The sequence below is a fragment of the Wolbachia endosymbiont (group B) of Sphaerophoria taeniata genome (assembly GCF_947179355.1).
In the GTDB taxonomy this organism is placed as follows: Bacteria; Pseudomonadota; Alphaproteobacteria; order Rickettsiales; family Anaplasmataceae; genus Wolbachia.
This window is the reverse complement of the sequence record NZ_CAMXAW010000003.1, coordinates 119,943-134,189: the sequence shown is the minus strand read 5'-3', so window position 1 is coordinate 134,189 and position 14,247 is coordinate 119,943. Positions and strand designations below refer to the sequence as shown.

At 34.2% G+C, this 14,247-nt stretch carries 5 protein-coding genes; 4 read left to right on the top strand and 1 reads right to left on the bottom strand.

The features are described from left to right. Positions 1 to 391 precede the first annotated feature (391 nt). From ONG75_RS04555 to ONG75_RS04540, 4 genes are all read left to right on the top strand, one after another. The gene (locus ONG75_RS04555) at positions 392 to 2,119 is read left to right on the top strand and encodes an ankyrin repeat domain-containing protein (RefSeq protein ID WP_264375889.1); all 1,728 of its coding nucleotides are present in this window, start codon (positions 392 to 394) and stop codon (positions 2,117 to 2,119) included. Positions 2,120 to 2,540: 421 nt separating this feature from the next. After that, positions 2,541 to 3,788: a hypothetical protein gene (locus ONG75_RS04550; protein ID WP_264375888.1), complete on the top strand. Its 1,248-nt coding sequence runs from the start codon at positions 2,541 to 2,543 to the stop codon at positions 3,786 to 3,788. Between the two features lie 202 nt (positions 3,789 to 3,990). Next, the gene (locus ONG75_RS04545; protein WP_264375887.1) at positions 3,991 to 12,942 is read left to right on the top strand and encodes an ankyrin repeat domain-containing protein; all 8,952 of its coding nucleotides are present in this window, start codon (positions 3,991 to 3,993) and stop codon (positions 12,940 to 12,942) included. A 28-nt stretch (positions 12,943 to 12,970) separates the two neighbouring features. Beyond that, positions 12,971 to 13,126 (top strand): hypothetical protein, encoded by a 156-nt coding sequence (locus ONG75_RS04540; protein ID WP_264375886.1) that lies wholly within the window; start codon positions 12,971 to 12,973, stop codon positions 13,124 to 13,126. A 127-nt stretch (positions 13,127 to 13,253) separates the two neighbouring features. On the opposite strand, the gene ONG75_RS04535 is transcribed toward ONG75_RS04540, so the two are convergent. After that, positions 13,254 to 14,171, bottom strand: coding sequence for an Rpn family recombination-promoting nuclease/putative transposase (locus ONG75_RS04535; protein WP_264376172.1), 918 nt, complete (start codon positions 14,169 to 14,171; stop codon positions 13,254 to 13,256). Positions 14,172 to 14,247: the final 76 nt, after the last annotated feature.

Sequence of the window (14,247 nt, the reverse complement as noted above, 5' to 3'; positions counted from 1 at the left end):
TTTAATTTTATGAGGGGAATTTCAAAAAAACAGAGAAATAAAGTAATAAATTGATATAAATTCGCGTAGAACAAGTGGTAGACCAAGATCCCAAAACAAATTCTTCTCTCACTAGCTAATGTTGTTTGCTGGAAATGGTTATATTGTTTAAATTTTTAGCAATATGTAATACTAATTCATTAAAAAATGGAAAAGAAGAATTATGGTAAGAAAAGTTTATGCTTATCTTATAATAAAAGTGCAATAGAAATTTTCCTAAAGAAAGCAAAAATCGCAGAAGTATACAAAAAAAAATATAAGCATTTATAGTACTCAAAAATGTAAGTACAGTAATGTTAAGAACTATTAAGTATTTATGCTGCATAATGTATCTATAGGTTAGAGGTAATTTATGAACAGAAACACACAATCACAGAAAAATATTCAATATAAAATGTTAATAGCGGCTGCTAATTATAAAGCATTTAGGGAAGCTGCTACTGAAGGTAATATTGAAACGTTGAAATTTCTATTGGACAGAGCGAAACTACTAGATTTACAGTGTAAAATGTTGGCAGTTAATGATTATGAAGTATTTAGAGAAGCTGCCGGTAATGATAATGCTGAAGTATTAGAGCTGCTGCTGAATAGAGTAGAATTACCAGAAGAACTACATACAATGTTAGCAGTGAAGAATTATGAAGCATTTAGAGAAGCTGCTGTTGAAAGTAATATTAAAGTATTGGAGCTTCTATTGGACAAAGCAAAATTACTAGATGTACAGTATAAAATGTTGGCAGCTAATAATTATGAAGCATTTAGAGTAGCTGCTTATGCAGGGCACACTGAAGTACTGAAACTCTTATTGAATAGAACAGAATCATCAAATGTACAGCGTGAAATGTTGGCGGCTAATAATTATGAAGCGTTTAGAGTAGCTGCAGATGATGATGGTGATATTGAAACGTTGGAGTTTCTATTGGACAGAGCGAAACTACTAGATTTACAGTGTGAAATGTTGGCGGCTAATAATTACGAAGCGTTTTGGGAAGCTATCAGTGAAGGTAATATTAAAGTGTCGAAGTTGCTCCTGGATAGAGCAGGATCACTAGAAGAACAACATGCAATGTTAGCAGTGGAGAATTATGAAGCATTTAGGGCAGCTGCTGACAGTGGTAATATTAAAACGTTGGAGTTTCTATTGGATAAAGCGAAATTACTAGATGTACAGAGTAAAATATTGGCAGCTAATAATTATGAAGTATTTAGAGTAGCTGCTACCGGTAATGGTAATATTGAAGTGTTGAAACTACTGCTGGATAGAGTAGAATTGCCAGAAGAACGACATAAAATGTTGGTGGCTAATAATTATGAAGCATTTAGAGAAGCTGCTGCTGAAAGTAATATTAAAGCATTGGAGTTTTTATTGGATAGGGCAGGATTGCCAGAAGAACAATATGCAATGTTGGTGGCTAATGCTTGTCAAGCACTCAGAATAGCTGCCAGTGAAGGTAATATTGAAGTGTTGGAGCTACTATTGGATAAAGCAGGATCTCCAGAAAAACGACATGCAATGTTGGCGGCTAATAATTATGAAGCGTTTAGGGTAAATACTGTTCATGTTGACATTAAAGTATTAGAATTTCTATTAGATAAAGTAGGATCACCAGAAAAACGACATGCAATGTTGGCGGCCAATAATTATGAAGCATTTAGAGAAGCTGCTGCTGAAGTTGATATTGAAGTGTTAGAATTTCTATTAGATAAAGCAGGATCACCAAAAGAACAATATGCAATGTTAGCAGCTTATAATCATAAAATGCTTTCTTCCCATATAATTGAGAGCCATGAATATTCTTCTGAGGAGTTCAAAAGGATGTGTCTTGAAGCTGTGATAAACTATAATAGTAAGGAAATGCTTGATACAGTGCAGTCAAACCTTTTCCCTTCCAGTACCCGTCAAGAAGTAGATGAATCTTATCAAGAGAGAAAGAGAAAATTTGAGGCAATAGAAGATTTATCAAAATCACAGCCAGGACCTTCTGGGTATAAACCACTATCAAGGCATCCTCAAAGAAAAATGTCATGTGTAAATATTGAGCCAGGAAATGGAGAAAGAGAGAAGGTAATGAAATGTTGAGAAAACATTCAAAAAAGTGTGTCAAATCAAAAAATAAATTAATATAAAGAAAAGTTTGTATGTATTGAGTGGTAGACCATGCCATCCCAAGAAAAACACTTCTCACCACCCTTCGTTTTAAGCGCTGGAAACGGTTATATTGTTTAGGTTATTAGTGATATATTTTGCTAAATTAATAGCATTTTACTTGCGGAAGAATTAACAAGCGTATGATAAAAACAGAATTTAAAATAAACAAAACGTCATGTATCTCTCATATTAAGAGGCTTTTGTTGAGAGTTATTCAAGTCTAAAAAAATTTTTCAAATTGAGGATTGACAAAACTTAGAAAAGGGATATCTTACTCGAAATGGTATCAAGTTACTATAGTGTATGTTAGACGTAACAGTTTCCATGTTTTTCCATTCATAGAGGGGTAATTATGCTGCGTTCAGATATTCCAAAAGTTTTGTTTTCGTCTATTAAAGAGGATGATCCCTATAGAGCATCTAAGCTTTTTCAAATTGAGCGCTGGTGTTATGCAAATTGGGACTTGCACAAAAGGGGTGGTAAAAAGAGGCACAATTTTCTTTCACAAGTGCTATCTAATGAGGATTGTTGGAAGAAAGTAGACAATTTACATAAAGTTAAACTTGATAGGCAGGTGATAGGTAAAAAGCTGATAATGCCAGGCAGTCCCTTTAGTAACCCTAGCTATGAAATTGCCTGTAGGTGCTGCTTAGAGGAAGATATTATTGCTTTATTTGAGGAAAGAAAAAAAAGATTATCAGCTCAAGGTAAAAGTAGTCTGTTGGAGTATGGTCACTTAGTTAAATCTTTAACAAGCGACCTTTTAACAGGTTTTTGGTCACATTTTGTTAGCGGTTACATCTCTAAACTAAATCTAGATGGTCGTCATCCATATGAATATGGACTTAAATGTGCTATAGATTTGAAACAAGCGGAAGCAGTAGAATTCTTCTGGAATAAAATAAAGTCATTACCTGAAGATGAAATGGGCTCACAGAAAAAGGATGAGATCTTCATGAAGACAGCAGTGTATGCAGCAGGTAGTCGTTGTAATAGTTATCCTGAAATATTCGAGTTTTGTTTTAGTCAAATAAGTCCTGATAAATATCCAGAACTTCTAAAAAGAGACTTAGCTGAAAATGGTTATTATGGTAGTTTGAATACACTACAGGGTGCACTTCGCTTTGATAAATTTCAGGAATTATTTGATTGTTTAAAGCCAAATGATGTTCCAGAAGATGATTATAATATCTGGTTAGACATGGAAATCAAAAAACATTCAGAGCCTTATGTAAGTGAAAGTGTAAAGCTTTTTATGCATATGTGGATGAAGGAAGGATTTGATAGCCATCGTGCTTTAGTGATAAGAGAGGAACTAGAGGATAAATCACCTCTTTTCTGTACAGTTTTATTAACACCTTTAGTAGAAAAGGGCTGTATGGAACCAGTATGGGCGTTATTAAATAAAGCTAATTCTGATCAGGTTAAAGAGTTTATGTGTTCTAAACAGGCAGGCTACATACGATCTATATTGGAAAAAAGAGATGCTGATTCATTGAATAAGTTTCTAGCATATAGAAAGTCTACAGATGAAGAGTTCACTAGCTTAACTGAAGTTGAATTAAGCAAAGCATGTGAGCAATTAGGGTTAAGCAATTAAGGTATTATAAGGCAATTCTATAAAGTAGGTGGTGGTTTCTTGTTACTACTTTAGCTTCTGTCAAAAAGATGTTGCATTGTAATACAAATGTTATATACACAAGTCAGCATGTAGGCAAAAATAGCTTTTATTATTGATATCTCTGATGGTTATACAATAAGCTTGGTATAGTGGGTTTAGTATAATATAATGAAGGGGGTTTATGTTCAAGATACAATATCCAACAGATCATCTAAAAAAAGAAGATGTTAATTCAAAGATTACTGAATTATCGGATGAAGTGCAATATATAGAGCAAGCTAGAGAATTTTCTCAACTTAAGCGTTATCGGAGATCTGATGTTGATTCCGAAAGTGGAAGTCAGATTAAGAGAATCGATGTTCCAGGAGACGGTAGTTGCTTGTTTTGGTCTGTTACTATGGCTTACTTAATACCCGTCAGAAACGACGATGCTTTATTTCGACAAAGGTATGAAGTACTATTTGGAAATGATGGAACTGTAACCCAAAATTTAGATCATATTAGAGGTTTGGTTCGGAATTTAGGTGCTGCGAATTATGATGATACATTTGCAAATTTAGTAAGAAACTTATTTCGTAATCGAGTAGTTGATCACATAAGTTCTTATAGAAATGAGTTCAGAGATTTTGTTGAAGGTGATTTTGAGCGTTACTTGGAAAACATGAGGAACCCTGATACTTGGGGAGGTGAACCTGAAATAAGAGCAATGAGTGGAATGCTTAGCGCAACGATTAGTGTTTCTGGTGAAGTTGAGACTCAATATGGTAATGGGGATATTCAAATACAATTATTTCATGTTGGTGCACCAGGTAAACGAAACCATTATAATTTTGGTCTTGAAAGGAATATTATTGATAATGATAAAGAGCTTGCAAAAGGCTTAAAAAGAGTCATGGGTAAAGTAAGACCACAAGACTTTGAGTTAATACAGTTATTGATAGAGGAAGCAGATAAAGAAGTTGGTATAAGCCGGCAAGATGAGGATTTTAAATCTTTTGAACCGAGATTTCAGTCATTTGTGGATCAGATTCCATCTTATTTACACTCTGTAGAAAAAGCAGGGTTTTTTACACACTTCTTCCTAGGTAGTTTTTCTACTTTGTTGGATACAGAGATGGCAAAAAAGCTAGACATCAAGGAGATTTATTTTAGCTTTGACGGTGCAAAGACTTTGAAGGTAGCTATTATAAAAAATGGTAAAATGAAGAGTCAAAAAGATGTGATCGATAAAGTAAAATTATTTGTTATATCAGAAAGTGGTTCTCATTCTTACACTCAAGAGTTTGATCAAGGTGAATTGAAGGAGGTATTAGGCAAGCTTTACTCTCTTATTGAAAATAACCTAGATAAAATTAAAGTTAAATCAATAAAAATCATTAAAGATGCCGGTCATCAGGGAGAAATAGTTGTTGATGTGAAAGATAAAGGAGTAGACATAGAACATAATTCTGAAGTTCAATTTAAAAAAGTGAGAAAAGGGTTATGGAGGGATCCCGAAGTCGATATAGCGAAGCTAGCTATTTCCAATCAGCGAACAGTTAAAGCATCTTTAAGGAGAATTCTTGATAAGATTTACACAATTCACTCCGAATATGCAGACTCACTAATCTATGCTAGCAGAGCACGTGAAGCAGCACATCATGGATTTATGGTAGGCGTTTTCATGAATTTCCACTATAGGTATAATCTTAGAGTTTATCCAGAGCAATTTGCAGGAAGGGGTTATGCAGATATTATCCTGCTAGCTCGTGGTCCTGATCGTGCATTAAACTCTATTCCCATTATTATTGAATTAAAAGCAGGGGCAGGTCCTAATGCCACTCCAGATAAGGCTTTGCAACAAGCAGAGAGGTATGCACAAGGCTTCCAACCAAATGTTATGCGGGTTTTAACCACTGCGGACGAAATTTTATGTGTTGGTGTCAATCTTGATAGTTCATCTCCTATTTCTAATATCGGAGGGTCGAGCCGTGAGGGGAGAGTAATTCCTCTTTTTCAAGATATATTAAAGTCTGCTGATGATTGGGATACGCAAGAAATCTACACAAATGCGCTAAAAAAACGAATAAAAAATAATATGGAACGTATCTATCACACGTTTCCTGGTACACCGGAAAAGGGAGATAATCATTATTTTAGTAGGTTTTTACTAGGGCAATTGTTATTATTAAGTGAAGATTCAGGAACAAGTTTAAAAAAATACATTTTTATCTATGGAGGCAATATACCTACTGAAGTGCATCCTAATCTTCGTAGGCTTAGACGTCCAGCAGCTGAAAGAGCCAGAGAAAGACTATCGGCTAATCTTGATGCAAGCCATGCAGTTGTAACAATGGTGCTTATTCCAGAAAATACAGAGAAATTGGTTTATGTGATAAATATTATTGAAGCTAACAGAAAAGATGTTCTGAACATGCTAAATGAAGTACTCCCTCTTGATAGATTAAATAGAGAAATAGGGAATAGGGAAATAGTCGAATTAAGTCTTAATTTTGATACTAGATACAAGTCAGATTTTAGAAGATATCTTACTATTTGGACTGAAAAATATAATTCTTTACAAGAGTACAACAACGGAGCTGAGAGATTTCAAGGTACTTTCAAAGAAGTTCCTTATCCTAATGAGTTAAAAGAAACATTTGATAAAGCACTAGATATCCAATCCTTATCAATAAAAGGATATAGTGGATTATTAGAAAAAATTGGAGAAGGAATATTCCCTTTTAAGAGTCTCGTTAATAAAGAAGCTCATTTCCAGGGAATATTGAATGGAGTATTTAGTTATTATAGCGACCTAAAATTACAAGAATCACCAGAAACTAGAGCATTAGTTTTAACTGAGTTTCAAACTGGTAGAGGGGAACGCATTGATATGCTAGTTCATGGTATTAAGTTTGTAGCTCAAGGTGGAAATGCTGAGGAGTACACTCCAATAGGATTAGAACTTAAGACATCAAGGCAGGGCAAAGGAGCTAAAGCTTTATTGAGGGAAGCAAATGATCAAATAAATGAAGAGTATAAAGAGGGCGTTACCTATAAAACACTCACAGATGGTGATGAGGTGAAATTTATCGGTGTTGTTTTCGATAAAGGATCTAATAATCCAAATAAACTTATTTTAACAAGTAGGACAGCTAAGGAAGGATTTATTCCTGTTGGTGTAGTTCATAGTTCAGTTCATATGTTACCTACTGTAGGGCAGTGTTCTAAAGGAGAAAAAAGAGAACCTTCATCACCAGAGTATCCACCAAGTAAAAAACCAAGAAGAGAAAGAAGTGTAAATATGGCCTGCAAGGATTCGTTTGATGAAGAAGAGATTACAGAAGAGGAAAAAGAACAACGTATCAAAGAGTTGTTTAATGCTGACAAGGTAGCAGAAAGAGTAAAGAATATTGAGTTTTATGATCAGCTTTTCAAGGTTTCTGAGCGAATATCTAGAGGTGAAACTATAGACCAAAATGTTGAAGAAGCATTTATCGCAAAAGTTAAAAATATAGATCTAAGTTCAATAGATCCAGAGATTAGGGATATTGTGAAGGAGATGAAGGACAACATAGAAAATAAAGAAGAAATGAAAAATATCCTGAGAAGGTCTGGAGTAGCAGAAAAAATAGGGAAAGTAGCAGAAGGTGCAGGTCTTGCCTTTACGGTATTTTTAGTTGGTAAACATATAGCAAATGGAGATGTAGAAGGGCTAGGTTATGATGCATTAAATCTCTGGGTAATGCCAAAGATTGGTGAAAAAATCTCTGGAAAAATGTTAGAGTTAGGAACAAAGCTTGATTCTCAGATGCTAAAGGGATTTGCTCCAGTTATGGGACGTGCTATAGGTAATTTTGCGGCATTTTTAGGGTTAGCGGAGTCAATAAAAGCAAGGCAAAGTGCGACAGATCCTGCAGATATAAAGATTGCTGACCTAAACATCGCAACTAATTCTATCTTTATCGCCGCAGATGTCCCTGCGGTTGTTACTGAAACAATGTCAGTAGCAGGCTTAGAAACTGGAGTGGTAGGAGAATTTGCTGGTCCAGTTGGTGCTGCTGTCTCAGTTGCTGTTATTGTCATATCACAGTTTGTAGAAGCAGGGCTTGAGGTAGAAAAATTAGAAGAACAAATGAACCTTACAGATCAGGAAAAACATGATCTTTATTGGGATTTATTCTTAGGTAAAAAAGTACCTCATTATATAGAAGACAATATGGAAGTAAAAGAGATATATAAACAATATATATCGAAGATTGTAGATAAGTTTAAGAATGATTATTCCAGGATAGCTATATCCTTACCTCCCATTTCAGTTAAGAAAATAGAGTATGCTACTAATAATCAGCTTCGTCAAAAGAAAAGAGGTGTAGTGGATGACATAGATAATCAAATGAAACATTTATTCGATGCTTGCCGCATTAGAACAAAGGTTGTTGATAGGGAATTTGATTTTAACTTTACTGCTGCTGTGTCTTCATCTAATACAGGATACACTGATCACTATTCTAGAATAGTTCCTCACTCTCTTGAAAACTATAATATTGTTTGTGGGTCACGTGGTGATAATATAAAAGAACAAGAAGTATCTAGGGAAACCTGGCATAAACTACCAAGTGAAGCATTATGCGATGATTCTTCACCACATAAAGGTAAAGTATTAAGTACAGTAAAAGAGAAATGGTCTTTACAAGAATATCCACCTCACTGCCAAAACGTAGTTGTGTATAAGAACGAGAGTCCTCACAAGTATAAAACTGATATGTATTACATAAAATCTTTATATACCGATATACATATAAGTGAAGAAGGTAGCCTTAATCTTATTTTTTGGGGAACTCATGTATCTATTGCTGATTCAAGTAAAAAAGGAAGTGATAAAGTGGAAAATAGGTACTATTTTATGAGTCCGTTGGAGAGCTGTGATGTACAAAAATCAGGTAACAACTTCTTCTACATAGCAAAGGATAATTTTGTATGTAATTTAGGAATAGAAGGACAAAAGAACATAGTTGTAACGCAAGGTAATTTTACAGATTCAGAGAATATACATTCTATTATTGGCAGTGATAAAGCTAATCATATAGAAGTTTCTCATGCAGGTTACGTTGATGGTAAGGGTGGCAATGATGTAATAACAGCAAAAAACTTTACTGCAATAAAGGGTTATTTTGGTGATTCCATTCATGGAAAAGGTTTAGTATTATTACCGATAAATTTTAATGATATAGATAACATAACCCACGTTAATAACATAACAACCATCTATAATAAAAGTGGGGCTTTTATAAGTGTAGATAAACAAACATCGGTAAAAACAGCAGATGGTTTATTTGTAACACTAACGAAAATAGATGATAAGACTGGCGTAGTAACAAACTTGCATGTGACAAAAAGCTTGAGTGGTGATATTGTGTTAGATGATGAATTAGATAATTTACGAAAGATAGACAATTCAAACTTTAATATTACAAAGCAATTATCAAGTGCTAATTATCATAGTACTATAGGTAGTTCCAGTAATCATATTTTTTATCCTGATAAAGAACATCATAATTTTTACTGGGAAGCTCCAAGTAATATAAGTCATCTTTATCTTTTCGATAACAGAAACGCTAATATTACGATTGCTCAAGCAAATGGTATATTAGATTTTAGCCAATTAAATTGTACATTAGATGATATGCCATTTACAGAGAATAATGAAGGAGAAATAAAGATTAACAGAAATAGCTTACACGTAACCATGTTGCCGAATTACAAAGATGTTACAGTTACATTTGACGGAGAAGAATATTACAAATTTCAAAATGGGGAACTAGAGCGAGATTATTGTTCTCATAGCTTAAAAATAGATGGAAGGTTTAGCGTTAATGGTACTGACCTTTTAAATCATCATAATTGTTTCACATTTGACTCAGACAAAGTACTTTTTTTGAAACTAAATAATAATTTGCTATTGCTATCAGATAGAGGAGCATTATCGATATCAAATTATTATTCTTCTGTTCACAAAAATTGGGATTTATCTGTAGAACTGAACAATAGAATTATAGAACCAGAAGAATTTGGAGAAAGAGCTGATGAATTTAGTTCTTTCAGATATTATAAGCCAGATGAGCAAGGGTTACAGATTTATCATAATCAACCTATTAACAAGAATGATATTGGTTTAGTTGATTTGAAAGATAAGTCTATATTAGATTTCGATATGAAAGTTATGAATGATACCTTATTGCTATCACATAAAAATAACACTCTTGTAAAAGTAGAGAACTGGAATACTTATCAACCGGCAAGAGAAATGATGTTTGCTTTTAATGATGCAATAGTTTCTAACTCAAAGTGTATAGCTTCTATTTGTAACTCAGAAGATGTTATAGTGGAATTTAATAAAGAAAAAGCAATTCTATCTATAGAGCAACTGTTTGATGCTGTGAGACGAAATAATCTTAGTGAAGTTAAGAATCTTCTCAGTATGGGTGCAGATGTTAATATTAGAGATAGGCGTGGTTGGGCACCTTTGCACTATGCTTCTGATAACGATAATAAGCTTGATACATCCAGGGCAATTTTAAATCGAAATGCTAATATTGAGGCTAAAACTAATATTGGAGAAACACCGTTACATATAGCAAATGCTTATGGTCAATTGAAAATAATTGAGCTTCTTATAGATAAAAGGGCTAACATTGAAGCTAAAACTAATGATGGTTTAACACCTTTGCATGTGGCTATTCAGCACAATAATACTACACCTAAAATAATTGAATTTCTTATAGATAAAGGTGTTAACATTGAAGCTAAAATCAAAGATGACCAGACACCTTTACATCATGCAGTTTTCAAAGACAGGCTTGATACAGTTAGAGTACTTTCAAGTCGAGGGGCTAATATTGAAGCTAAAACTAGCGATGGAAAAACACCTTTAGACTTGGCTATTCAAGGGAATTATACAGACATAGTAGGATTTTTAAAACAAACAGAATTAGACAAAAAATTATTGACTGCCACAGAAAATGGAGATCTCTCTGAAGTCAAAAAATTTGTTGGTCAGGGTGCTAGTGTTAATGCTATAGAAGTGGGCATTTTTGGTAGGAAACCTATACACATTGCTGCTGAAAAAAATTACAAAGATATTATAGAGTTCCTTCTCGGTAAGGGGGTAAGCGTTGATGATACCAGTAACTATGGTTGGACACCGCTACATTATACAGCATGGTGGAAAGGCTGCTTAGAAGTTGCAAAGTTTCTCGTTGACAAAGGGGCTAATATTAATGCTCAAAACGTTTATGGTAGAGAGCCTATCCACATTGCTGCTGAGCGCGATAATAAAAATATTATAGAACTTCTTCTCAATAAAGGAGTAAGTATTAATGAGTTTGACAAAGACAGCTGGATGTCTCTGCACTGGGCTTCTTGGAATGGCCATCTTAATATAATAGAATACCTAGTAGGTAAGGGAGCCAATGTCAATGCTAAAGATAGGAATGGTAAAACACCGCTAGATCTTGCTAGAGATAAAGGATATAATAATGTTGTAGAATACTTACAACAAACACAATTAGGTCTAGATAGGCAGTTGTTAACTGCAGTACAAGGTGGTAATCTTAATGAAGTTAAGGATTTTGTAGTTCGAGGCGCTAGCTTAGATACTCAAGATAGTAATAATGGTTGGACACCTATAATCTATGCCGCTCAGGGAAGTAAATGGGATGCGGTCAAGTTCCTTATAGCTCAGGGTGCCAAGTTTAATAATGAGATCACATATCAAGGAACACCCTTGCACTTTGCAGCTCAAGAAGGTAATTCAAATATGGTTCAATTTCTTCTTGACAAAGGTGCTAATATTGAGGCTCAAGATGCATACAATAGGAAACCTTTGCATATTGCTGTTGATGTAAACAGGTTAAATGTAGTAAATCTACTTCTTGACAGGGGTGCTAATTTAAAGGCTACAGACATGTACGGCAAGACATCCTTAGACCTAGCTATTCAAAAGGGTTACGAAGATATAGTAGAAGTTTTGAAACAAAAACAATTAAATCTAGATAAAGAATTATTAATTGCTGCAGAAAAAGGAGATCTTGAAAAAGTGAGAGAAAGTATCAGACGAGGTGCTAATGTTAATATTCAAGATAGGCAGGGTTGGACTCCTTTATTTTGGGCCATTCAAAAGAACAATTTTAATATAGTTGAACTTCTTTTAGATAACAATGCTGATATTAAGGTCAAAGATAATGAAGGTTGGACACCTATTCATTGGGCTGTGCAGTTGGGTTCATTAGACGTCGTTAAGCGTCTTGTTGAAAGAGGTGCTGATGTTAATGCCTTAACTGCTGACGGTAGAACACCCTATGATTTGGCTATCAATCAGAATTATAGAGAAATTAAGGAATATTTAAGGAGCAAGTCTGCAGTTCCATCTTCAATGTTGATTCCTCAAGTTATTCTAGCTGATGATAGCGTAAGACAGCGCAAACGCCGTGATCACAATCGTCATCATATGTCAAGAAAACCTCTTGCTATAGATTCAAGTAATCAACCTGAAATAGCAACAAGCAGTGGTACAAGACCATCTTCATGGATAAATAATTGTATTTCTTGGGCGAAAAAATTAGCAGCCAGCATTTTCTCTATAATTCCTGCATTACCCTCTCAATACAACATTGCAGACAAGAATAATGTAAAAAGTGATAATAAAAAAATACCACAAAGTACATCATCTGTTGGTTGGAATAAATTCCTAAATAATGAAAATATTGCTCTTGCAAGTTGTGTTGCCGATGCATTAGATAATACTCCAAGTAGGCGCTATCAAGGTTTAATGAGTAAAGGAGTAGAAGTTGTGCCAAGCAGCAGAGTTGCAGTTGAATTTGCTCTTAAAAAATTTAATTCATTTGTAGAAGATAAAATAAGAAACCTAGAATCAAAAGAACAAGCTAGAATACATGTTGAACTTAAAGATGCATATCCAGAAATAATAGCAAGCTTGGAAAGAGGAGTTGAATTTAGTGGTAATGTTGGGTTAGATAATGTTTTAGAAAAGTGCAAGAAGTGCTTTTGTACAAATGTCTTGCCAAAGGATAAAGTATCAAATTGTCTTTCTGATGTAGGAGTAACCAAACTTGGAGGTAATCTCAATAGGTAGGTTATAATATAAGAGGTGGAGCTATAATATGCTAAGTAGTGGAAAATTTAAAGTGAGGGTAGCCAAAATAATTAGGGAAACAATCAGTAGCAAGTTTGATAGTCTTAATACTAAAATGGATGAAGTAGACATTATTGAACTTACAGCACGTAGCTTTGATATAGAAGTTTGGGTAACGTTATGATAGTAATTTATATAATTCTATGTGCAATCTTCATAGCCATTTTAGATAGTTCACTAGATTCTTAATTAGGGGATATGTCGAACTTAGAGAAGGTTTTCATAAATGTTGAAGTGAATAAGTAGGAATATTATATTTTTTCTTTGAGTTGTGAAATTTCAGAATGAGAAAAACCTGTAGTTTGTGATATGATATCAGTAGAGACACCAGCTTTAAGTAGGTTTTTTGCCACAGCTATTTTAGCTTTCATTTCACCTTTTTCTTCGCCGATTTGGATGCCTTCTTGTCTACCTTTTTCCTGACCAACTTTAAGACCCTCATCAAATTTTTGAGCAAAAGCAGCAATCTCATCCATTATGCGTTTTTTCATTTGTTCATATGCTAGTAACTCTTCTTCTGACCAATTAAACTTATTCATCTCTTCATAAGCTCGTTTTATTATTACGTCACTACCAACTATTTTATCTAGGTCCTCTTCGCTTGTTTCTGCTGCATATCGGAAAAAATAACACCATTTTTCTACTATATTTTCTAATTGATCTTCCTTCGTCTTTGTAAATTTTGGTAATTCTATGAATACGAAGTAAAAATCCTTTAAGTCATGTTCAAAGCTATTTTGATCTAAAATGACATGATTAGATTTGTACTCAGACTTATCTGGAAAAATAATACAATCAGCAACAGCTATGAAGATAATTTCCTTAAGGTCATGATATTGATCACCCTTACTAGCTTGTCTTGAGTAAGCTTTAGCTGCGTAATATTGGGCACGTTTTTCAAAGCCTTTGGTTTTAGCGACCTGCATTTCGACTATGACTTGCAGCCCATTTTCATCTCTACAAAGAACATCGACAATGCTTTGTTTTTTAGAGGCAATATCAGGGTCTTGAATAGTACTTAAAAACTCTATATCCTTTATTGCACTTTTGCCGGTGAAGCCAAGAATATCATTAAGAAAGTGAATAAGGATATCTTTATTTTTTTCAGTGCCAAAGATGCGCTTGAACGATATATCATTCTTGGGATCGAGAAACTTCGAAAGAGCCATGAGAAAGTAAGATGGAGAGTAGACCGGCGGAGCTTCCCCACCAGTCTCTCGCAGAACTGTACGTAAGTATCCGTTC